Origin of the sequence: Camelimonas abortus (genome assembly GCF_042432745.1) — a bacterium.
Lineage (GTDB): Bacteria > Pseudomonadota > Alphaproteobacteria > Rhizobiales > Beijerinckiaceae > Camelimonas > Camelimonas abortus.
This window is the reverse complement of record NZ_JBHLWR010000006.1, coordinates 1,287,344-1,308,806: the sequence shown is the minus strand read 5'-3', so window position 1 is coordinate 1,308,806 and position 21,463 is coordinate 1,287,344. Positions and strand designations below refer to the sequence as shown.

The following is a 21,463-nucleotide window of genomic DNA, read 5'->3' as shown; positions in this document are numbered from 1 at the left end:
GGCCGCCGGAGCGGGCGCCGCGCAATCCCCCGCCAGGGGCCCGTCCGGGGGTGATTTTGCCGGCGCGATGCCTTACAGCTCAGCGGAAGACTTCCGCGCGCGGCCATCCGCGGAAAGCGCGCGGGCCACAGGGAGAAACAGATGCAGATCACCTGGTACGGACATTCGGCGTTTCGTCTCGACTTCGGCGGCCGCGCCGTGCTGATCGATCCGTTCTTTACCGGCAACCCGTCGTTTGACGGCGACGTCAGCGCCATCGAGAAGGGCGTCTCCCACATCCTGGTCACGCACGGTCACGGCGACCATGTCGGCGACACCGTCGACATCGCCAGACGCACCGGCGCCACCGTCGTCACCAACTATGACCTGTGCATGCACCTGGCCTCCCAGGGCGTCGAGAAGTTCGAGCCGATGAACACCGGCGGAACCATCGAGACCGACGGCTTCCGCGTCTCGCTGGTGCGCGCCGACCACTCCGCCGCCATGATCGAGGCCGGCGTGGACCGCCCGCTTGGCAATCCGAACGGAATCATCGTCCAGGCGCCCGGCGAGCCCACTGTCTACGCCATGGGCGACACCGCCATCTTCTCCGACATGGCGCTGATCAACGAACTGTACGCCCCGGACATCGCCTTCGTTCCGATTGGCGACCGCTTCACCATGGGGCCGGACCACGCCGCCTACGCCGTGCGCAAGTTCTTCACCCTGAAGGCGGTGGTGCCGTGCCACTACGCCACCTTCCCGCTGCTGGTGCAGGACGCGCAGAAGTTCGCCGACGCCCTGCAGGGCTCGTCCACCCGCGTCATCGTGCCGAAGAAGAACGAGCCGTTCACCGTCTGAACGGCGCCGGCGCGCCGCCGCACGCAGCCGGGCCGGCGCCCGGCTTTCGCGCTTTTGGCCGCAGCGGCCGGGCGCGGCGCGTTGTTGCGGCTGGCGCCCGCCCGGTGCTATAGCCCCCGCGGGGCCGGCGACGGTTCCGGCCGGCGCCCGCAGGCGCGCCCGGACGCGCCGCGGCCGTCCGCGCGGGCGCCCCGCGCCGGGCCGCCCGTCCACGGCGGCCGCGTCTCCGGGGCGCGCGCCGGCGGGCGCGATCCGGCGGCGACAGCCGGAAAAGGCGGCGCCGGAGCGACGGTTCTGGAGCGGCGGTTCTCCGCCCTGATCCCTTGAGACAAGAACGAACGGAGGCGGCATGTCCGTCGATGCGACCACTGTCCGGCGTATGGCCCAACTGTCCCGCATCGCCGTGAGCGATGACGAGGTTCCCGCGCTTGCGCAGGAGATCGGCTCCATTCTGGCGTTCGTCGAGCAGCTCGCCCAGGTGGACGTCACGGGCGTCGGGCCGATGACCTCCGTGTCCGACCAGCCCATGCGCATGCGCGCCGACGAGGTGACCGACGGCGGCTACGCCGCCCGCATCGTCGCCAATGCGCCCGCCGCCGAGGACAATTTCTTCCTCGTGCCGAAAGTGGTCGAGTAATCCGCGTCGCGCCTGCGCCGCGGCGGCCGCCCGTGCGCCCCGCCGGCGCTCCGCCGCTCCCCAGTCACCGAGTTTGAAAGACGCACATGTCTGAGCTGACCGATCTCACCCTGGCCGAGGCGCGCGACGGACTGCGGGCGAAGCAGTTCTCCGCCGTCGAGCTGACGAAGGCGCATCTTGCGGCCATGGAGCAGGCGCGCGCCCTCAACGCCTTCGTGCTGGAGACGCCGGAGAAGGCGCTGGAGATGGCCGCGGCCAGCGACGCCCGCATCCAGGCCGGCGAGGCCCGCCCGCTGGAAGGCCTGCCGCTCGGCGTCAAGGACATGTTCTGCACCGACGGCGTGCGCACCACCGCGTGCAGCCGCATCCTGGCGAACTTCGTCCCGTCCTACGAGTCCACGGTCACGGCGAAGCTGTGGGCCGACGGCGCGGTGATGCTCGGCAAGCTCAGCAACGACGAGTTCGCCATGGGCTCGTCCAACGAGACCTCCTGCTTCGGTCCGGTGATTTCGCCCTGGCGCCGCCGCGGGTCGGACAGTCCCGTCGTGCCGGGCGGCTCCTCGGGCGGCTCCTCCGCCGCGGTGGCGGCGCGCCTGTGCCTCGCCGCCACGGCCACCGACACCGGCGGCTCCATCCGCCAGCCGGCCGCCTACACCGGCACCGTGGGCGTCAAGCCCACCTACGGGCGCTGCTCGCGCTGGGGCATCATCGCCTACGCCTCGTCGCTGGACCAGGCCGGCCCCATCGCCCGCACCGTGCGCGACGCCGCCATCATGCTGAAGTCCATGGCCGGCCTTGACCTGAAGGACGCCACCTCGGTGGACGCGCCGGTGCCGGATTTCGAGGCGGCGGTGGGCCGCGGCGTGAAGGGCCTCACCATCGGCATTCCGAAGGAGTACCGCGTGGAGGGGCTGTCGCCGGAGATCGACGCCCTGTGGGAGAAGGGCGCGCAGATGCTGCGCGACGCCGGCGCCAGCGTGGTCGAGGTGTCGCTGCCGCACACCCGCTACGCGCTCGCCGCCTATTACATCATCGCCCCGGCCGAGGCGTCCTCGAACCTCGCCCGTTATGACGGCGTGCGCTACGGCCTGCGCGTCAACGGCCGGGACATCACCGAGATGTACGAAAACACCCGCGCCGCCGGCTTCGGCCGCGAGGTGAAGCGCCGCGTCATGACCGGCGCCTACGTGCTCTCCGCCGGCTATTACGACGCCTATTACCTGCGGGCGCAGAAAGTGCGCGCCCTCATCAAGCGCGATTTCGACGCGGCCTTCGCCGCCGGCGTCGACGCCATTCTCACCCCGACCACGCCCTCGGCCGCCTTCGGCCTCGGCGAGAAGGGGACGACCGATCCGGTGGAGATGTATCTCGCCGACATCTTTACGGTGACGGTGAACCTCGCCGGCCTGCCGGGGCTTTCGGTGCCTGCCGGGCTGGATTCCCAGGGGCTGCCGCTCGGCCTGCAGCTGATCGGCCGGCCGTTCGACGAGGAGACGCTGTTCGCCGCCGGCGAGGTGATCGAGCAGGCGGCCGGGCGGTTCGCGCCGCCGGCGTGGTGGCGCTGAGCGCCGGCGGGGCGGCGGCCGGCTGCGCGCCGGAACAGGAGACAGCGGCGGGCGGCCTGCCCGGCAGGCCGCCGCCAGGGAGCCCGCAATGACCTATGCGGTCAAGGAGATCTTCAGGACGTTGCAGGGCGAGGGCGCCCAGGCCGGCAGCGCGGCGGTGTTCTGCCGTTTTTCCGGCTGCAACCTCTGGAGCGGGCGCGAGGAAGACCGGCCCAGGGCCATCTGCCGGTTCTGTGACACGGATTTCGTGGGCATGGACGGCGAGCGCGGCGGCCGCTACGCCAGCCCGGCGGCGCTCATGGACGCCATCGAGGCGGCGTGGGGGCCGGGGCGGACGCACCGGCTGATCGTGTTTACGGGCGGCGAGCCGCTGCTGCAGCTGGACGCGCCGCTGCTGGAGGAAGCGCACGCCCGCGGTTTCCGCTGCGCGGTGGAGACCAACGGCACGTTGCCGGCTCCGGAGGGGCTGGACTGGGTCTGCGTCAGCCCCAAGGCGGGCGCGGAGCTGGTCCAGCGCTCAGGCGACGAGCTCAAGCTGGTGTTTCCGCAGCCCGGCCTCATGCCGGACGCGGTGGCGGAGCTTGATTTCAGACACTTTTTTCTGCAGCCAATGGACGGCCCTGACCTGGCCGCCAATACGGCGGCCGCGGTGCGGTGGTGCATGGACCATCCCCAGTGGCGGCTCAGCGTGCAGACCCACAAGGTGATTGGCATTCCGTGATGTTCGAACTTTCCAAACAGTTTCGCTTCGAGGCGGCGCACACGCTCAACCGCGCGCCCGAGACCGAGGAAGTGGAGAGCAGCCGTCGCATCCATGGCCATTCCTACCGGGCGGAGGTGACCGTGCGCGGCGAGCCGGATCCGGAGACCGGCATGATCATCGACCTGACCCTGTTCGAGCGGGCGATGCAGGAGGCCCGCGACGGCCTGGACCACCGCTTCCTTGACGAGGTGCCCGATCTCGGCCCCGCCACCATGGAGAACCTGGCGCTGTGGATCTGGCGCAAGCTGGAGCCGCGCTGCCCCGGTCTGGCCGCCGTGACCGTGCACCGCGACTCCAACGGCGAGAAATGCACCTATTACGGCGGGCGCGCCTGAGCCCCGCCTGTCGCTGACCGCGCCCGCCGGGGAAGGAGGCGACGGCCTTTCCGGCGGCGCCATGCAAACCAATGGCCGGATCCGCACGCCGGCGACAACAGTGAGCCGGCCGCTTGCGCGGCGGCTGGAAGGATGGCCCGATGAATGCTCCTCAGCGTACGCCAAAACTGATCAAGGGCGCCACCGGCGACTGGGAGGTGGTGATCGGCATGGAGGTGCACGCCCAGGTCTCGTCCCGGGCGAAGCTGTTCTCCGGCGCCTCCACCGAATTCGGCGGCGACCCGAACGATCATGTCTCCCTGGTGGACGCGGCCATGCCCGGCATGCTGCCGGTGATCAACGAGGAGTGCGTGCGCCAGGCGGTCCGCACCGGCCTCGCCCTGCGGGCGCAGATCAACCTGCGCTCGGTGTTCGACCGCAAGAACTATTTCTACCCGGACCTGCCGCAGGGCTACCAGATCAGCCAGTACAAGCACCCCATCGTCGGCGAGGGGTCGCTCACCATCGACCTTGAGGACGGCTCCCAGGTGGAGGTCGGCATCGAGCGGCTGCACCTCGAGCAGGACGCGGGCAAGTCGCTGCACGACCAGCATCCGTCGATGAGCTATGTCGACCTCAACCGCTCGGGCGTGGCGCTGATGGAGATCGTCTCCCGGCCGGACCTGCGTTCGGCGGAGGAGGCGAAGGCCTACATGACCAGGCTGCGCTCCATCCTGCGCTACATCGGCGCCTGCGACGGCGACATGGAGAAGGGCTCGCTGCGCGCCGACGTCAACGTCTCGGTGCGCCGTCCCGGCGAGCCGTTCGGCACCCGCTGCGAGATCAAGAACGTCAACTCCATCCGCTTCATCGGCCAGGCCATCGAATATGAGGCCCGCCGCCAGATCGCCATCCTTGAGGACGGCGGCGTGGTGGACCAGGAGACCCGCCTGTTCGACGCGGCCAGGGGCGAAACCCGCTCCATGCGCTCCAAGGAAGAGGCGCACGACTACCGCTATTTCCCCGATCCGGACCTGCTGCCGCTGGTGATCTCCCGGGAAATGGTGGACGAAATCGCCGCCAGCCTGCCGGAGCTGCCTGACGCCAAGAAGGCCCGTTTCATGAAGGAGCTGGGGCTGCCCGCCTATGACGCCGGCATCCTGGTGGCCGACCGCGAGACCGCCGACTACTTCGAGGCCGCTCTCGGCCATGGCGGCGGCGGGCGCGACGCCAAGGCCGTGGCCAACTGGATCATGGGCGACGTCTCCGCTTACGCCAACGCCATCGGCCGGCCGGTGCACCAGACCTGCGTGAAGCCGGAGCACGTGGCCGGCATCGTCGACCTGATCGCCGGGGGGGTCATCTCCGGCAAGATCGCCAAGGACGTGCTGGCCATCATCATCGAGGAGGGCGGCGGCGACCCGCGCCAGATCGTCGAGAGCCGCGGCATGAAGCAGGTGACCGACACCGCCGCCATCGAGAAAGCCGTGGACGAGGTCATCGCCGCCAATCCGGACAAGGTCGCCCAGGCCCAGGCCAAGCCGACCCTCGCCGGCTGGTTCGTCGGTCAGGTGATGAAGGCCACCGGCGGCAAGGCGAATCCGCAGGTGGTGAACGCCCTGGTCAAGGCCCGTCTCGGCCTCTGAGGCCGGCGGCGGAAAACGCGCTGATCCGCGCGGGCGGGCCCCCCCGGGGGCCCGCCCGCCGCCTTTCGGGCCCTGCGCGGCCGGCGGCGGCGCCCGCTGACGCCGCCAGCGCCGGCAGGAATGCGCCCGCGGCATGGATGCGTCCGTGACGTGAATGCAGTTGCAACATGGGCGCGAACGCGGGCTCCGGCCCGCCATGCGCGGCGCGTCCGTCCGCTCCGGCGCGCGGCGGGCGACGTGACGGGCGGCGCGGCCGATGAATCGCCGTGCGGGCTGCGACAGGCCGTCGCGCCCTGGACGGCGCCGTCCGTCGCCATGCGCGCGCCCCGGGCTGGCGCCTGTTGCATGGCTGGTCTGTGGCGTGTTCATCGGCGTTTCGTCGCCAGCACGCGTCTGCCGGCCGTCATGATGTTGCAAATCCGCGAAAACCGGGCGCCTGTGCTTACTTGCCGGGCGGCGGAAAAAGGGAGGCGGGCGGGGCGCCGCGCCGGCGCCGCGATTGACTGGCATGGTCCGCAAAAATATTCACACCTCCCATGTCCGTCTGTGGCGGACAGCGGGACGGAATGACCAGGATGGCCGCATGAGCAGGCATGAGAACGCGGACGGCCTCGGCGGCGGGGCGTCAGCGACCGCGACGCCGCCTGTGGCCGCGCCGTTCGCTGCGGCGCGGCGCGGCCGCCTGAAGCTGGCCGCCGCCGCGCTCGGCGCCGCCGCCGTCATCGGCGTGATCTGGGGCGGCGCCTACTGGTGGACCACCGGCCGCTTTCTCGTCTCCACCGATGACGCCTACGTGCGCGCCGACATGACGCTGCTCGCCGCCAAGGTGTCCGGCTACGTCACCGAAGTGCTGGTGGAGAACAACCAGAGCGTGAAGGCCGGAGACATCATCGCCCGCATTGACGACGGCGACTATCGCATCGCCCTTGAGGCGGCCCGCGCCCGTGAAAAGACCCAGGAGGCGGCGCTGGAGCGCATCAGCCGCCAGATCGAGGCCGCGCGCGCCGCCGTGGCCCAGGCCGCCGCCCAGGTGCCGGCCGCCGAGGCCGATCTCGCCCGCGCCAGCTCCGAGCTCGAGCGCCAGGTCCGGCTCGCCCAGCGCGATTTCGCCAGCCAGCAGAAGCTGGAGCTGGCCCGCGCCGACCGGGCGCGCGCCGAGGCGGCGCTGCTCTCGGCGAAGGCGGCGCTGCAGTCCGCCAGAGCCAACGTCCAGGTGCTGGAGGCGCAGAAGGCCGAGGCCGCCGGCGTGCTCAACGAATACCGCAAGGCCACCGCCCGGGCCGAGCGCGACCTCTCCTTCACCGAGGTGCGCGCGCCGGTGTCCGGCGTCATCGGCAACAAGGCGGTGCAGACCGGCCAGTTCGTGCAGCCGGGCGCGCGCCTCGCCGCCATCGTGCCGCTGGACGACGTCTATATCGACGCCAATTTCAAGGAAACGCAGATCAGCCGGCTGCATCCCGGCCAGAAGGTGACCTTCACCGTGGACGCCTATCCGGACCGGCTCTTCCACGGCGTGGTGGCCAGCCTGTCGCCAGCCTCGGGGGCGCTGTTCAGCCTGTTGCCGCCGGACAACGCCACCGGCAACTTCACCAAGATCGTGCAGCGCCTGCCGGTGCGGCTGCTCATCGACAGGCAGGAGGTGGCCGAGCACGTGCTGCGCCCGGGCCTCTCGGTGGTGGCCACCGTGGACACCCGCACCGGCCCGGCGCCGGGCGAAGCGGCGGCGAAAGAGTGACCGTGACCCTCCCGCCGGCGGGCGCCGCGCGCGGCGACGGGCCGGCCGCAGCGGGCGCAGGGGTGGACCGATGACAGCTGCAGCACCAGCCGCCGGCGACGCCGCGTCCGCCGGCCACGAGCGCCTCGACATCCGCCGCTTCATCGCCTTCGTCGCGATGGTGTTCGGCATGTTCATGGCGATCCTGGACATCCAGATCGTCTCGGCCTCGCTGCCGCAGATCCAGGCCGGCCTCAGCGCCAGCGGCGACCAGATCCCCTGGGTGCAGACCAGCTACCTGATCGCCGAAGTGATCATGATCCCGCTGTCAGGCTACCTGTCGCGGGCGCTGTCGACGCGGCTGTTCTTCACCCTGTCGTCGGCCGGCTTCACCTTCATGAGCTTCATGTGCGCCACGGCGACGTCCATCGAGCAGATGATCGTCTACCGGGCGCTGCAGGGCTTCATCGGCGGCGGCATGATCCCCACCGTGTTCGCCGCGGCCTATACGGTGTTCCCGCCGGACAGGCGGCCGATCGTCTCGCCGATCATCGGCCTCGTGGCGACGCTGGCGCCCACCATCGGCCCCACGGTCGGCGGCTATCTCACCGACCTGTTTTCCTGGCACTGGCTGTTTCTGGTGAACATCGCGCCGGGCGTGGCGGTGACGCTGGTGGCCTTCGCGCTCATCGACTTCGACGGGCCGGACTACGCCCTGCTGCGGCGATTCGACTGGCTCGGCCTCGCCGGCATGGCCCTGTTTCTCGGCTCGCTTGAGTTCGTGCTGGAGGAGGGGCCGCTCAAGGACTGGTTCAACGACGAATACATCGTCATCTTCACCGCCGTCACCGTGGCGGGGGCGCTGCTGTTTTTCTGGCGGGCGTTCAGCGTCGACGAGCCGGTGACGAACCTGCGCGCCTTCGGCGACCGCAACTTCGCCGCCGGCTCGCTGTTCAGCTTCACCATGGGCGTCGGCCTCTACGGCCTGACCTATCTCTACCCGGTGTACCTGGCGCGGATCCGCGGCTACTCGCCGCTGCAGATCGGCGAGACCATGTTCGTCACCGGCGCGGCCATGTTCCTCACCGCGCCAGTTATCGGCCGCATCTCGGCGGTGATGGACCCGCGCGTGCTGATCGGCATCGGCTTCGCCCTGTTCGCCGCCGGCACCTGGATCGTCACCGGCATCACCGCCGACTGGGACTTCGACGAGCTGTTCATTCCGCAGATCCTGCGCGGGGTCGGCATCATGGCCTGCATGGTGCCCATCAACAACATCGCCCTGGGCACGCTGCCGCCGGATGAGGTGAAGAACGCCTCGGGCCTGTTCAACCTCACCCGCAACCTCGGCGGCGCGGTGGGGCTGGCCGTCATCAACACCATGCTCAACAACCGCATGGACCTGCACCTGCAGCGGCTGGCGGAGCAGGTGACCTGGAGCCGCGAGGTGGCGCTGGAGCGGCTCAACACGCTCACCGCCGCCATGGCCCCGCGCGGCTCGGACGCGGAGCTGGCGGCGCTGAAACAGCTGGCGCAGCTGGTGCGGCGCGAGGCCATGGTGCTGGCCTTTGCCGACGTGTTCTACGTGCTGACCTTCCTGTTCCTGGGGCTGATCCTGCTCACGCCCTTCATCCGCAAGCCGGATCCGGCGGTGCAGGTGGACGCCCACTGAGGCGGAGGCCGCGGGCGGCGGCGGCGCGCGCCCCGGCGGCGCAGCGTCGCGCCCGCCGCGCAGGGTCCGGCGGGCGCCCGCGCGCCGGGCCGGTCAGTCGGCGACGGCCATTTCGCGCAGCAGCTCGAAGGCCTGCAGCACCGAGGCGGCGCGGATCGCGTCGCGGCTGCTCTCCTCGCCGAAGCGGCGCTCCACATGCAGCGTCTCGCGGCCCTCGCGGGCGGCGGCGAAATGCACGAGGCCCACGGGCTTGTCCTCCGTGCCGCCGCCGGGACCGGCGATGCCGGTGATGGCGACGGTGACGTTGGCCGGACAGCGGCTGAGGGCGCCCACGGCCATGGCCCGCGCCGTCTGCTCGCTCACCGCGCCGAAGCGCTCCAGCGTTTCTTTCGGCACGCCCACCATCTCGTGCTTGGCGCGGTTGGAGTAGGTGACCCAGGCGCGGTCCACCACGTCCGAAGAGCCAGGGATGGCGGTGAGGGCGCCGGCCGCCAGCCCGCCCGTGCACGACTCCACGGTGGCGAGCGTCAGGCGGAAGCGGCGGTAGAGCGCGAGCAGTTCTTCAGCCTGCTGGATGATTTCCGGCGTGATGGTCATGTCGGACGTTTCCTGCTCCTGCGGCGCGTCGTCGGGCCCTGGGCCGCCCGCCCGGCGCGGCGCGCCCGGGGGGCGTCGGCGGCTTCCGCGGCGGCGGCCGGGAAGCGGCGGGCCGGCGTCGCGCCGGCGTGATCCGCGGCCCTCAGGCCGCCGGGAGGCGGATGGTGGCGACGGCCTGGGCGGCGATGCCCTCGCGCCGTCCGGTGAAGCCAAGGCGCTCGGAGGTGGTCGCCTTGACCGAAACGGCAGTTTCGCTGACCCCAAGGATTTCCGCAATCCGCGCCCGGATGGCCGCGCGGTGCGGGCCGATCTTCGGCTGTTCGGCCACGATCACCACGTCCACATGGTCGATGACGCCGCCGCGGGCCCGCACCAGCGCGGCGGCGTGGGCGAGGAAGCGGTCCGAGGAGGCGCCCTTCCACTGCGGGTCGCTCGGGGGAAAATGGGTTCCGATGTCGCCCGCGGCGATGGCTCCGAGCAGGGCGTCGGTAAGCGCATGCAGGGCGACGTCGCCGTCGGAGTGGGCGAGCACGCCGGCGTCACAGGCGATGCGCACGCCGCCCAGCCAGATGTGGTCGCCTTCGGTGAAGGCGTGCACGTCATAGCCGATGCCGGTGCGGCTGGTCATGGCCGCGGCGGGGGCGGGGAAATCCTCCGGGCGGGTGATCTTCACATTGGCGGGCTCGCCGGGGAACACCCGCACGGGCAGGCCGGCCCATTCGGCGATGGCGGCGTCGTCGGTGAATTCGGCGTCCACGCCCGCGGCGCGTCGGTGCGCCTCCAGAATCGGGCGGAAGGCGAAGGCCTGCGGCGTCTGGATGGCGCGAAGCTGCGGCCGGCGCAGCGTGGCGGTGACGACGCCGCTGTCGTCCACGCTCTTGATGGTGTCGGTCACCGGCACGCCCGGGGCGGCGGCGCCGCACGCGCGCGCGGCGGCGATGGCGCGGCGCGTCAGCGCCTCGCTCACCCACGGGCGGGCGGCGTCGTGGATCAGCACGATGTCCGGCGGCTCGGCCAGCGAGGCCAGCGCCTCCAGGCCATGGCGCACCGAGGCCTGGCGCGTGGCGCCGCCCTCCACCGACATCAGGCGGCCGTTGGCCTGGGCGCCGAGCCGCGCCACGGCGGCGTCGAACAGCGGCCTGTCCTCGCCGCGCACCACCACGACCACGCGCCGCACCCCGGCTACGGCCAGGAAACGGCGCAGGCTGTGCAGCAGCACCGGCTCGCCGTTGAGGTCGCGATACTGTTTCGGCGTTCCGCCGCCGGCGCGCTCGCCGCGGCCGGCGGCGACGATCACCGCGTCGGCGACGGCGGTCGTCGCGCCGGCGTCTGCGGCGCCGGCCCGGGCGCTGTCGTCAGCTGTCATGAAAGGCTCCCGCTCATGGCCGACCGGTTTAGCCGCGAACCTCCGGCCGGGGCAAGCCTGGCGGCGGGCGCCGCCCGCGCGCCTGCGCCGCGCTTCTGGCCGCGCTTCCGAAGGAACCCGCAAAAATCCGTGGCGTCGCGCCGGCGCGGCGGATAAAACAGCGCATCATGAACGACAACGCGCGGCGCGGTTACGACGCCATCCAGAAGCTGCGGAACGGGGGCGCGGCGCTTGCGCCCATGTCCGGGGTGACCGATATCGGATTCCGCCGTCTGGCGGAGCGCTTCGGCGCGTCCCTGGTGGTGTCCGAGATGGTCGCCTCCGGGTCGCTGGCGCGCGGCGAGGCCGAGGCCGCCGCCCGGGCCGAAGGCGCCGGCGTCGCCGTGCATGTGGTGCAGCTGGCCGGCTGCGACCCCTACTGGATGGGGGAGGCGGCCCGCGTCGCCGAGGCGGCCGGGGCCCATGTCATCGACATCAACATGGGCTGCCCGGCGCGCAGCGTCACAGGCGGCCAGTCCGGCTCGGCGCTGATGCGCGATCCCGATCACGCCATGGCGCTGGTGGAGGCCACGGTCGCCGCCACCACCCTGCCGGTGACGCTGAAAATGCGCCTCGGCTGGGACGATGCGAGCCGCAACGCGCCGGAGCTGGCCCGCCGCGCCGCCGCCGCCGGCGTCGCCATGGTGACGGTGCACGGCCGCACCCGGCAGCAGTTCTACAAGGGGCGGGCCGACTGGGGCGCCGTCGGCGCGGTGCGCGCGGCCCTGGTCCGCGACGGCTTCGACCTGCCGCTGGTGGTCAATGGCGACATCGCCGGCGCGCGCGACGCGCGCGAGGCGCTGGCCCGCTCCGGCGCCGACGCGGTGATGGTGGGCCGCGCCGCCCTGGGGCGGCCGTGGCTGGTAGGGCAGATCGCCGCCGCCCTGGCCGGCGCGCCGCGCCCGGAGCCGCAGCCGGCGGAAAAGGTCGCCGCCATGCGCGAGCACTACGAAACCATGATCGCGCTTTACGGAGCCGGCGTCGGCGTGCGTCACGCCCGCAAGCATCTCGCCGCCTTCGCGGAGCACATGGGCGCGCCCGCGGACCTGCGCCTTGCGCTGGTCAGCGTCCGGCGCCCGCAGGAGGCTCTCGCGCTCCTTCACGCCCTTCCGGACAGGATCATCAGGGAACAGGCCGCATGAGCGACACGTCAGGAGCCCCTCAGAAAGCTGGAACCGGCGCGGGCGAGGCTCCTGACAGGGAGCGCCCGCAGGCGCTTTCCGCCCCCTCCGCCAGCGACATCCTCAACGTGGTGCCGGCCCCCATCGTCGCCGTGGGACCGGACGACCGCATCCTTTACGTCAACGCCGCCGCGGAGGATTTCTTCGAGCAGAGCCGCGCCGTGCTCGGCCGGCGCACGCTGCGCCAGCTGTTTCCCTTCGACTCGCCGGTGCTCGGCGTGGTGTCCGAGGCGCGCGCGCGCCGCTCCTCGGTGAACACCTATGGCGTGGCCATCGAGCGGCCGTGGACGTCGCGGGTGCGCCTCAGCGACATTTTCGCGGCGCCCATGTCCGACAATGATGAAATTATAATCATTGTGCTGCAGGAACGGACAATTGCTGAAAAGCTCGACCGTCAGCTGACCACGCGCAGCGCAGGCCGCTCCATGACCGTGCTCGGCGCCATGCTGGCGCACGAGATCAAGAATCCGCTGTCGGGCATCCGCGGCGCGGCGCAGCTGCTGGAGCAGTCGGCCAGCGACGAGGACCGGGCGCTCACCCGGCTGATCTGCGACGAGGCGGACCGCATCGTGAAGCTGGTGGAGCGCATGGAGTTTTTCAGCGACGACCGGCCGGCCGGGCGCGAGGCGGTGAACATCCACGGCGTGCTCGACCACGTGCGCCGGCTGGCGCTGAGCGGTTTCGCCCGGCATATCCGCATCACCTGCAATTACGACCCCTCGCTGCCGCCGGTTTACGCCAACCGCGACCAGCTCATTCAGGTGTTTCTCAACCTTGTGAAGAACGCGGCCGAGGCGATCGGACCGGACGCGACGGACGGCGAAATCATCCTCAGCACCGCCTTCCGGCCCGGCATTCACATCCAGATTCCCGGATCGCGCGAGAAAACCAGCCTGCCGCTTGAATTCTGCGTCACTGACAACGGTCCCGGCGTGCCGCCGGACATGCTCCCCGAACTTTTTGATCCGTTCGTCACCACCAAGATGAGCGGAACTGGCCTGGGTCTTGCATTGGTTGCGCGGATCATCGGCGACCATGGTGGGATCGTCGAATGCGAATCCGGGGCGCGGCGGACGACCTTCCGCGTCCTGATGCCCGTCTATTCGGCAAGCGACGGGCGCGCGACGGAGGCTTGATAATGGCACGGGGACTGATTCTGCTGGCTGATGACGACGCCGCCATCAGAACGGTGCTGAACCAGGCGCTGACGAGGGCGGGATACGAGGTGCGCGCCACCGGCCAGGCGTCGACGCTCTGCCGCTGGGTGGAGGAGGGCGACGGCGATCTTGTCATCACCGACGTGGTGATGCCGGACGCCAACGCCTTCGACGTGTTGCCGCGCATCAGGAAGCAGCGCCCCGACATGCCCGTGATCGTCATGAGCGCCCAGAACACGTTCATGACCGCGGTGCGCGCCTCGGAGCGCGGCGCCTATGAATATCTGCCCAAGCCCTTCGACCTGAAGGAGCTGGTGGCCATCGTCGGCCGCGCCATGTCGCGGCCGCGCGGCGCCGGCCTCGCCGGCGACGCCCAGGACGGCGAGGACATCCCGCTCATCGGCCGCTCGCCGGCCATGCAGGAAATCTACCGCGTGCTGGCGCGCCTCATGGCCACCGACCTCACGGTGATGATCACCGGCGAGTCCGGCACCGGCAAGGAGCTGGTGGCGCGCGCCCTGCATGACTACGGCAAGCGCAAGGGCGGGCCGTTCGTGGCGGTGAACATGGCGGCGATTCCGCGCGACCTGATCGAGGCCGAGCTGTTCGGTCACGAGAAGGGCGCCTTCACCGGCGCCTCGCAGCGCAGCGCCGGCCGCTTCGAGCAGGCCGAGGGCGGCACGCTGTTTCTCGACGAGATCGGCGACATGCCCATGGAGGCCCAGACCCGCCTGCTGCGCGTGCTGCAGCAGGGCGAATACACCACCGTGGGCGGGCGCACGCCGATCCGCGCCAACGTGCGCATCATCGCCGCCACCAACAAGGACCTGCGCGGCTCCATCCAGTCCGGCCAGTTCCGCGAGGACCTGTATTTCCGCCTCAACGTGGTGCCGCTGCGGCTGCCGCCGCTGCGCGAGCGCCTCGAGGACATTCCCGACCTGGTGCGTCATTTCTTCGCCATGGCGGAGAAGGAGGGCCTGCCGCGCAAGCAGCTCGACGCCGAGGCCATGGACCGGCTCAAGCGTTACCGCTGGCCGGGCAACGTGCGTGAACTGGAGAACCTCGTGCGGCGGCTGGCGGCGCTCTATCCGCAGGACGTCATCACCGCCCCGGTGATCCAGGCGGAGCTGGAGCCGGGCGAGCTGGCTTCGCCGCTGGCCGCGCCGGCGCCGGCGGTCGCGCCGCCGGCCCGTCCGGTCATGCCCGGCGTCAGCGCGCCGCCGCCGCGTCCGGCCGCGGTTTCGCCGGCGGCCGGCGGTCTTTCCGCCATGGTGGAGCAGCATCTGGCCGACTATTTCGCCGGTTTCCGCGACGGCCTGCCGCCGCCCGGCCTGTACCACCGCATCCTGCGCGAGGTGGAGGCGCCGCTGATCACCGCGGCGCTGGCGGCCACCCGCGGCAACCAGATCAAGGCGGCGGAGCTGCTCGGGCTCAACCGCAACACGCTGCGCAAGAAGATCCAGGATCTCGACCTGCAGCTGGTGCGCTCGCCGCTGGCGATCCGCCGCCCGGCCTGAGCGGCCCGGCGGCGTCGCGGACCGGGGCCCGGACCAGCCGCGCCGGGGCCCGGCCGTCCGCGCGCCGGCGCCGCCCATGGCCGGGGCCGCGCCGCCGCATCCGCGCCGCATCCGCGTCGTCGTCAGGCCCGGCCCTGACCTGAGCGCCCGCCATTACGCGGGCGTCCGGCGGCCGGCCCCGGCGGGCCCTGGCCGCGCCGCCTCCTCAGGCCGCGCCGCCATCGGCAGGGCGCCGCAACGGCAGGCCGGCCGCGCCCGCCGGCGCGTCATGGCCGCTCCGCGGCCGTCGGGGCCCGGTCCAGGCGCGATCCGGCGCCGGCCCCTGTCCCCGTATTGCACAGCCGCCGGCCGGCGGTTTGCGCGCCGCCCTTATTCTGTCGTATTTCAACAACAGTGTGACCATTCCGCAACCGCCGTGAGTCCGTTTCCGGCCCGGCGGCCGTGGCGCACGTCCCGGACGCGCGCGCTCCCGGGAGGCGTGCGGCGACCGGCCGGTCGCACGGCCGGCGCCGGCAACAAAAGGGACGCCATTGAGCACCGGGGAAACGCTTCACGTCACCGACGCCGGACGCCAGCCAGACGCAGGCGCGCCCGCCGGGCGCGTCTCCGGCGCCATTGGCGTCGTCCTGGTGTTCTGCGCCCTGACCTGCGCGCTCACCACCTTTCTCGTCCTCGCCGGCATGACGCCCATCCTGCCCACCCACGAGGTGGTGGCGTGGATGCTGGCGGCCAACGCGGCGCTGGTGGTGGCGCTGCTCGGCCTGGTGCTGGTCCAGGGCTGGCGGCTGTGGCGGGCGCGCCGCCAGGGGGCCGCGGGCTCGGGCCTGCACGTGCGCATCGTCAGCCTGTTCTGCTTCGTCGCGGCGTTTCCGGTGATCCTCGTGGCCACCGTCGCCTCGGTCACCCTGGAGCGCGGCCTCGATCCCTGGTTCCTCGGCTCCATCAAGGCGCTGCTCAACAACACCGTCGAGATCGCCAAGGAGTACCGCGACGCCCAGTGCCGCACGGTGATCCGCGAGGCCAACCTGATGGCCGCCGACCTCAACCGGGCGAAGGTGCTCTATGACGCCGACCGCAAGCTGTTTTACGATTTCCTGCAGTCGCGTTCGGCCTTCCTCGGCTTTCCCATCACCTTTCTGATGACCGTGGACGGCTCGGTGGTGGAGCGTTTCGACAGCGGCCTCATCCAGAACGTGCCGCTGCCTACTCCCGCCGACCTGAAAAACGCTTCGGACGACGACGCCACCTGCCTGATCCCCGGCAACCGCAACGTGTTCGGCGCCGTGCAGAAGGTGCCGGAGCTGCACGGCATGGTGCTGTTCGTCGCCCGCGCCGTGGACCCCAAGGCCATCTCCTTCCTGCCCATGGCCGAGGCCGCCGCCGCCTACTACCAGGTGCTGGAGGAGAAGAAGTTCGGCATCCAGGTGGCGTTCGCCTCCATGTTCGCGCTGGTGGCGCTGATCGTGCTGCTGTCGGCGGTGTGGTTCGGCATGAGCTTCGCCAACCGCCTGGTGCAGCCGGTGCGCCGGCTGATCCACGCCGCCGACCAGGTGGCCAGCGGCAACTATTACGTCCAGGTGCCGGCGCAGAAATCGGACGACGACCTCGCCCACCTCGGCGAGACCTTCAACAAGATGACCGGCCAGCTGCGCCGCCAGCACGACGGCCTGGTGCAGGCCACCGAAGTGATGGACCGGCGCCGGCGTTTCATGGAGGCGGTGCTGGCCGGCGTTTCTCCCGGCGTGGTCGGCGTCGACGCCGCCGGGCTGATCACCATCGTCAATCCGGCGGCGGAGAAGCTGCTGCGCGCCGGCGCCGACGGACTGGTGGGCCGGCCGATCCTTGAGGCGCTGCCCGAGGCCGGCGAGCTGCTGCAGGAAATGGGCGAGGGCCGCCGCCTGGCCCAGCGCCAGATCGTCATCGACCGCGACCAGCACGAGCGCACCCTCAACGTGCGCGTCACCTCCGAGCAGGCCGACATGGGCGGCGGCGGCTTCGTGGTGACGCTCGACGACATCACCGACCTGGTCAACGCCCAGCGCACCAGCGCCTGGGCCGACGTGGCCCGGCGCATCGCCCATGAAATCAAGAATCCGCTCACGCCGATCCAGCTGTCGGCGGAGCGCATCCGCCGCAAGTACGGCAAGGTGATCGTCAACGACCGCGAGGTCTTTGACCAGTGCACCGCCACCATCATCCGCCAGGTGGACGACATCAAGCAGATGGTGGACGAGTTCTCGTCCTTCGCGCGCATGCCCGCGCCCGCGATCGACGAGGACGACATGGTGACCACCGTGCGTCAGGTGACGTTCCTGATGCGGGTGGGCAATCCGGACATCGCCTTTGTCGAGGAGATGCCGGAGGGGCCGCTGCTGGCGCGCTACGACCGGCGGCTGGTCTCCCAGGCGGTGCAGAACGTCATCAAGAACGCCACCGAAGGCATCCGCGGGCTCGCCAGCCCCGGGGAGCGCGCAAGGGGCTGCGTCACCGTGGCCCTGCGCCGGGAGGACGACAACGTCGTCATCGAGGTGACCGACAACGGCGTCGGCTTCCCGCGTGAGCATCGCAACCGGCTGCTGGAGCCGTACGCCACCTCGCGCGAGGGCGGCACCGGGCTCGGGCTGCCCATCGTGCTGAAAATCTTTGAGGATCATGGCGGCGGGCTGGAGCTGCTCGACGCGCCTCAGGTGGCCGAAGGCGGCCACGGGGCGCGCGTGCGGCTGTGGTTCCCCATCCAGGGGCCGGCCGCCGGCGCGGGCGACACGCCAGAGACAGGGAGCCAGGCATCATGAGCGCCGACATTCTCGTCGTGGACGATGAAGGCGATATCCGCGATCTGGTTGCGGGCCTGCTGGAGGATGAGGGACACCGGTGCCGCACCGCGGCGAATTCGGACGAGGCGCTCGCCATGCTCGAGGCGCGCCGCCCCTCGCTGGTGTTCCTCGACATCTGGATCCAGGGCAGCCGGCTCGACGGCCTGCAGCTGCTTGACATCATCAAGGAGCAGCATCCGGACCTGCCGGTGGTGATGATCTCCGGTCACGGCAACATCGAAACCGCAGTGGCCGCGATCAAGCGCGGCGCCTATGACTTTATCGAGAAGCCGTTCAAGGCCGACCGCCTGATCCTCGTGACGGAGCGCGCGCTGGAGGCCTCGCGCCTCAGGCGCGAGGTGAAGGAGCTGCGCTCCCACTCCATCCAGGCCAGTCGCATCGTCGGCCGCTCGGCGCCGGTCAACCACCTGCGCCAGGTGATCGAGCGCGTGGCCGCCACCAACGCCCGCGTGCTCATCCTCGGTCCGCCCGGCTCCGGCAAGGAGCTGGCGGCGCGCACGCTGCACCAGCAGTCGCCCCGCGCCAACGGCCCGTTCGTGGTGGTGAACTCCGCCACCATCACGCCGGAGAACATGGAGAGCGAGCTGTTCGGCGTGGAGGGCGGCGAGGGGCGCGGCCGGCGCGTCGGCGCCCTTGAGGAGGCCCACGGCGGCACGCTCTATCTCGACGAGATCGCCGACATGCCGCTGGAGACCCAGGGGCGCATCCTGCGCGTGCTGGTGGACCAGAACTTCCAGCGCGTGGGCGGCTCCACCCGCGTGCATGTGGACGTGCGCATCATCTCCTCCTCCAGCCGCAACCTGGAGGCGGAGATCGCCGCCGGGCGCCTGCGCGAGGATCTCTATCACCGCCTGGCGGTGGTGCCGGTGCGCGTGCCCTCGCTGGCCGAGCGCCGCGAGGACGTGCCGGAGCTGATCGAGTTCTTCATGGACCAGATCTCCCTGGCCACCGGCCTGCCCAAGCGCCGCATCGGCGAGGACGCCATGGCGGTGCTGCAGTCGCATGACTGGCCCGGCAACGTGCGCCAGCTGCGCAACAATGTGGAGCGGCTGATGATCCTGGCCAGCGGCGATCCGGACGCGGTCATCGACGCCTCCATGCTGCCGGCCGAGGTGGGGTCGCTGGTGCCCACCACGCCCATGGGCGCCGGCGGCGAGAAGCTGATGGGACTGGCGTTGCGGGAGGCGCGCGAAATTTTCGAGCGTGAATACCTGACGGCCCAGATCAGCCGCTTCTCCGGCAACATTTCCCGTACGGCGGAATTCATCGGCATGGAGCGCTCGGCGCTGCACCGCAAGCTGAAGTCGCTGGGCATCGGCTGAGGCGCGGTCCGGGCGTGGCCCGCATCCCACAGGGCCGGCGAATGTGGCGCTTCCGCCGCCGCGGACAACCCGGACGTGCTTGCCAATCAAGGGGTTTCACGGTGTAATGCGCCGATCGGTCGAGCCTTCCCCGCAAGCTGATCTGCGGGGCAACAATAAACCGTAGTCCGTCGCATGACCGGTCGCGACGCGCTCACGAGGTATCAACAATGGCGGGCGAACGCACGCAGAACCTCCAGGACACCTTCCTTAATCACGTCCGTAAAAGCAAAATTCCGCTCACCATTTTTCTCGTGAACGGCGTGAAGTTGCAGGGCGTCGTAACCTGGTTCGACAATTTCTGCGTGCTGCTGCGCAGGGACGGCCATTCCCAGCTCGTGTACAAGCACGCCATCTCGACCATCATGCCCGGCCATCCGGTGCAGCTGTTCGAGCCGGCGGACGAGGCGGACCGCGGCTGATTCCACCCGCGTCGCGGGCCGCGCGCCAGCCGCGCCGCGGGCCCGCATGCCTGCGCCATGTTCCGGGCGCGCCGCCGGCGGCGCGCCCTTTTTTGCGCCGTCGCGCCGACACGCCGTCGCGCCGCCCTGGCGGCCGGCGTCTGCGCCCGTTGCGTCCGCCTGTCGCCTGCGGGGGCGGCGCGGCGCCTCAAAAAAATGGCCGGAACGGGCCGCCGGCGCATGCAGGCGCCGTTTACTTTTTTCCCTGCGCGACCCATCTCTTGTGCAGGTCAGGGCGCGACGCCGTCGCGCCCGCTTCAGACGCAGGGAGCGACGTCACGACTGGGAACGGCAGGCGCCAGGAGACCGCAGCGGTCTTTGAGGCGGAAAAGAACATTGCGGCGCGGGCGAGAACGCTCGTCATCGGCCCCTATCCCAACGAACGGGCCCGTGCGGCCCGGCCGCCGGCCGCGGCGCAGTCCGCGGGGGCGCAGCTGCGCGATCATCAGGCCCGGCTGGACGAGGCCGTCGGCCTCGCCCGGGCCATCGATCTCACCATCGTGCGCGCCCTCCTGTCGCCGGTGTCCGCCATCCGGCCCGCCAGCTGGTTCGGCAAGGGCAAGGTCGCGGAGCTCGCCGCCATCGTGGCGGAGGAGGACATCTCCCTGGTGGTGATGGACTGCGCCCTCTCGCCGGTGCAGCAGCGCAACCTGGAGCGGGAGCTGCGCTGCAAGGTCATCGACCGCACCGGCCTCATCCTCGAGATTTTCGGCCGCCGCGCCCACACGCGCGAGGGCGCGCTGCAGGTGGAGCTGGCGCATCTGGAGTACCAGCGCAGCCGTCTGGTGCGCTCCTGGACCCACCTCGAGCGCCAGCGCGGCGGCTTCGGCTTCCTTGGCGGCCCGGGCGAGACGCAGATCGAGGCGGACCGGCGCATGATCCGCGACCGCATGGCCCGCATCGAGCGCGAGCTCGACCAGGTGCGCCGCACCCGCGGCCTGCACCGCCGCAACCGCCAGCGCGCGCCCTGGCCGACGGTGGCGTTCGTCGGCTACACCAACGCCGGCAAGTCGACGCTGTTCAACCGTCTGACGAAGGCGGGGGTGATGGCGGAGGACATGCTGTTCGCCACCCTGGACCCTACGGCGCGGATGATCGGGCTGCCGCGCGGGGCGCGGGCGATCCTGTCCGACACGGTGGGCTTCATCTCCGACCTGCCGACAATGCTGGTGGCGGCGTTCCGGGCCACGCTGGAGGACGTCACCAGCGCTGACATCATTCTCCACGTGCGCGACATTTCGCATCCGGACACGGAGGCGCAGGCGGCGGACGTGACGGCGATTCTCGCCGGGCTCGGCGTGGGCGGCCGCGAGGGTCCGCGCATCATCGAGGTGTGGAACAAGGCCGACCTGCTCGATCCGGCCGGCCGGCGCCGGCTTGAGAACCGCGCCGCCAACGCGCCGGCGGACAGCCGCCCGGTCCTGGTCTCCGGCCTCACCGGCGAGGGCGTGGACGCGCTGCTGGCGGCGATCGAGGAGCGCATGGCCGGGGGGCGGGCGGTTTACCGCGTGACGCTTGATCCCGGCCGCGGCGCCGACATCAGCTGGCTGCACGAGGAGGCGGAGGTTCTGGACCGGCGCATTGACGGGGACGGCCAGGTGGTGATGGCGGTGCGTATCGCCGCGGAGAAGGAGCCGCGCCTGCTGCGGCGCATCAGCAACGCCCGTCTGGTGCGCGGCCCCGAGGCCGACAGCCGCCCGGCCGCGCCGTCTCCGGCGCGCCGCCGCGGCGACTGGAGCCCGTGGAGCGGCCCGGCGGCGTAAGCCGGGGAGGACGGGCCTGCAGGGGCGCGGCGCGCC

At 71.1% G+C, this 21,463-nt stretch carries 17 protein-coding genes; 15 read left to right on the top strand and 2 right to left on the bottom strand.

The genetic code is table 11. The features are described 5' to 3' along the window. Positions 1–141: 141 nt before the first annotated feature. The 8 genes from ACFFJB_RS08010 to ACFFJB_RS07975 all read left to right on the top strand — a co-directional run bounded on the left by ACFFJB_RS08010 (position 142) and on the right by ACFFJB_RS07975 (position 9,151). Complete coding sequence (locus tag ACFFJB_RS08010) at positions 142–840, top strand: metal-dependent hydrolase (protein ID WP_376830716.1); 699 nt, start codon at positions 142–144, stop codon at positions 838–840. Between the two features lie 349 nt (positions 841–1,189). Further along, positions 1,190–1,477 carry an Asp-tRNA(Asn)/Glu-tRNA(Gln) amidotransferase subunit GatC gene (gene gatC / locus ACFFJB_RS08005; RefSeq protein ID WP_376830715.1) on the top strand — a complete coding sequence of 96 codons (288 nt, stop codon included), beginning with the start codon at positions 1,190–1,192 and terminating at the stop codon, positions 1,475–1,477. An 86-nt stretch (positions 1,478–1,563) separates the two neighbouring features. Then, entirely contained in the window at positions 1,564–3,042 is a 1,479-nt protein-coding gene (gatA, locus tag ACFFJB_RS08000; protein ID WP_376830714.1) for an Asp-tRNA(Asn)/Glu-tRNA(Gln) amidotransferase subunit GatA, read from the top strand. An 88-nt stretch (positions 3,043–3,130) separates the two neighbouring features. Further along, entirely contained in the window at positions 3,131–3,763 is a 633-nt protein-coding gene (queE, locus tag ACFFJB_RS07995) for a 7-carboxy-7-deazaguanine synthase (protein ID WP_376830713.1), read from the top strand. Next, the gene (locus ACFFJB_RS07990; protein ID WP_376830712.1) at positions 3,763–4,140 is read left to right on the top strand and encodes a 6-pyruvoyl trahydropterin synthase family protein; all 378 of its coding nucleotides are present in this window, start codon (positions 3,763–3,765) and stop codon (positions 4,138–4,140) included. Before queE ends, ACFFJB_RS07990 begins: the two co-directional genes overlap by 1 nt. 140 nt (positions 4,141–4,280) lie before the next feature. Continuing rightward, on the top strand, positions 4,281–5,765 hold the full coding sequence (gene gatB / locus ACFFJB_RS07985) for an Asp-tRNA(Asn)/Glu-tRNA(Gln) amidotransferase subunit GatB (protein WP_376830711.1): 1,485 nt from the start codon (positions 4,281–4,283) through the stop codon (positions 5,763–5,765). A 583-nt stretch (positions 5,766–6,348) separates the two neighbouring features. Next, positions 6,349–7,500, top strand: a complete 1,152-nt coding sequence (locus tag ACFFJB_RS07980) for an HlyD family secretion protein (protein ID WP_376830710.1) — start codon at positions 6,349–6,351, stop codon at positions 7,498–7,500. A gap of 70 nt (positions 7,501–7,570) precedes the next feature. Next, positions 7,571–9,151 (top strand): DHA2 family efflux MFS transporter permease subunit, encoded by a 1,581-nt coding sequence (locus ACFFJB_RS07975; RefSeq protein ID WP_376830709.1) that lies wholly within the window; start codon positions 7,571–7,573, stop codon positions 9,149–9,151. A 93-nt stretch (positions 9,152–9,244) separates the two neighbouring features. On the opposite strand, the gene ACFFJB_RS07970 is transcribed toward ACFFJB_RS07975, so the two are convergent. Further along, complete coding sequence (locus ACFFJB_RS07970) at positions 9,245–9,748, bottom strand: CinA family protein (protein ID WP_376830708.1); 504 nt, start codon at positions 9,746–9,748, stop codon at positions 9,245–9,247. Between the two features lie 142 nt (positions 9,749–9,890). Then, complete coding sequence (locus ACFFJB_RS07965) at positions 9,891–11,114, bottom strand: bifunctional 2-C-methyl-D-erythritol 4-phosphate cytidylyltransferase/2-C-methyl-D-erythritol 2,4-cyclodiphosphate synthase (protein WP_376830707.1); 1,224 nt, start codon at positions 11,112–11,114, stop codon at positions 9,891–9,893. Between the two features lie 239 nt (positions 11,115–11,353). Between ACFFJB_RS07965 and dusB the strand changes: the two genes are divergently transcribed. The 7 genes from dusB (at position 11,354) to hflX (ending at position 21,427) form a co-directional block, all read left to right on the top strand. Further along, entirely contained in the window at positions 11,354–12,295 is a 942-nt protein-coding gene (gene dusB / locus ACFFJB_RS07960; protein WP_376832594.1) for a tRNA dihydrouridine synthase DusB, read from the top strand. Continuing rightward, positions 12,292–13,470 (top strand): two-component system sensor histidine kinase NtrB, encoded by a 1,179-nt coding sequence (locus ACFFJB_RS07955; RefSeq protein ID WP_376830706.1) that lies wholly within the window; start codon positions 12,292–12,294, stop codon positions 13,468–13,470. The genes dusB and ACFFJB_RS07955 overlap by 4 nt, the downstream gene beginning before the upstream one ends. 2 nt (positions 13,471–13,472) lie before the next feature. Next, complete coding sequence (gene ntrC, locus ACFFJB_RS07950) at positions 13,473–15,008, top strand: nitrogen regulation protein NR(I) (protein WP_376830705.1); 1,536 nt, start codon at positions 13,473–13,475, stop codon at positions 15,006–15,008. 530 nt (positions 15,009–15,538) lie between these two features. After that, positions 15,539–17,800, top strand: coding sequence for a sensor histidine kinase NtrY-like (locus ACFFJB_RS07945; RefSeq protein WP_376830704.1), 2,262 nt, complete (start codon positions 15,539–15,541; stop codon positions 17,798–17,800). Continuing rightward, positions 17,797–19,164: a nitrogen assimilation response regulator NtrX gene (ntrX, locus tag ACFFJB_RS07940; RefSeq protein ID WP_376830703.1), complete on the top strand. Its 1,368-nt coding sequence runs from the start codon at positions 17,797–17,799 to the stop codon at positions 19,162–19,164. Before ACFFJB_RS07945 ends, ntrX begins: the two co-directional genes overlap by 4 nt. A gap of 209 nt (positions 19,165–19,373) precedes the next feature. Beyond that, positions 19,374–19,625, top strand: coding sequence for an RNA chaperone Hfq (gene hfq / locus ACFFJB_RS07935; RefSeq protein WP_376830702.1), 252 nt, complete (start codon positions 19,374–19,376; stop codon positions 19,623–19,625). 374 nt (positions 19,626–19,999) lie between these two features. Continuing rightward, positions 20,000–21,427, top strand: a complete 1,428-nt coding sequence (gene hflX / locus ACFFJB_RS07930; protein WP_376832592.1) for a GTPase HflX — start codon at positions 20,000–20,002, stop codon at positions 21,425–21,427. Positions 21,428–21,463 lie beyond the last annotated feature (36 nt).

Excerpts from the sequence above, each read along its gene's own strand:
- ACFFJB_RS08010 (WP_376830716.1), top strand. The coding sequence starts at position 142 with ATGCAGATCACCTGGTACGGACATTCGGCGTTTCGTCTCGACTTCGGC.
- gatC (WP_376830715.1), top strand. The coding sequence starts at position 1,190 with ATGTCCGTCGATGCGACCACTGTCCGGCGTATGGCCCAACTGTCCCGC.
- gatA (WP_376830714.1), top strand. The coding sequence starts at position 1,564 with ATGTCTGAGCTGACCGATCTCACCCTGGCCGAGGCGCGCGACGGACTG.
- queE (WP_376830713.1), top strand. The coding sequence starts at position 3,131 with ATGACCTATGCGGTCAAGGAGATCTTCAGGACGTTGCAGGGCGAGGGC.
- ACFFJB_RS07990 (WP_376830712.1), top strand. The coding sequence starts at position 3,763 with ATGTTCGAACTTTCCAAACAGTTTCGCTTCGAGGCGGCGCACACGCTC.
- gatB (WP_376830711.1), top strand. The coding sequence starts at position 4,281 with ATGAATGCTCCTCAGCGTACGCCAAAACTGATCAAGGGCGCCACCGGC.
- ACFFJB_RS07980 (WP_376830710.1), top strand. The coding sequence starts at position 6,349 with ATGAGCAGGCATGAGAACGCGGACGGCCTCGGCGGCGGGGCGTCAGCG.
- ACFFJB_RS07975 (WP_376830709.1), top strand. The coding sequence starts at position 7,571 with ATGACAGCTGCAGCACCAGCCGCCGGCGACGCCGCGTCCGCCGGCCAC.
- ACFFJB_RS07970 (WP_376830708.1), bottom strand. The coding sequence starts at position 9,748 with ATGACCATCACGCCGGAAATCATCCAGCAGGCTGAAGAACTGCTCGCG.
- ACFFJB_RS07965 (WP_376830707.1), bottom strand. The coding sequence starts at position 11,114 with ATGACAGCTGACGACAGCGCCCGGGCCGGCGCCGCAGACGCCGGCGCG.
- dusB (WP_376832594.1), top strand. The coding sequence starts at position 11,354 with ATGTCCGGGGTGACCGATATCGGATTCCGCCGTCTGGCGGAGCGCTTC.
- ACFFJB_RS07955 (WP_376830706.1), top strand. The coding sequence starts at position 12,292 with ATGAGCGACACGTCAGGAGCCCCTCAGAAAGCTGGAACCGGCGCGGGC.
- ntrC (WP_376830705.1), top strand. The coding sequence starts at position 13,473 with ATGGCACGGGGACTGATTCTGCTGGCTGATGACGACGCCGCCATCAGA.
- ntrX (WP_376830703.1), top strand. The coding sequence starts at position 17,797 with ATGAGCGCCGACATTCTCGTCGTGGACGATGAAGGCGATATCCGCGAT.
- hfq (WP_376830702.1), top strand. The coding sequence starts at position 19,374 with ATGGCGGGCGAACGCACGCAGAACCTCCAGGACACCTTCCTTAATCAC.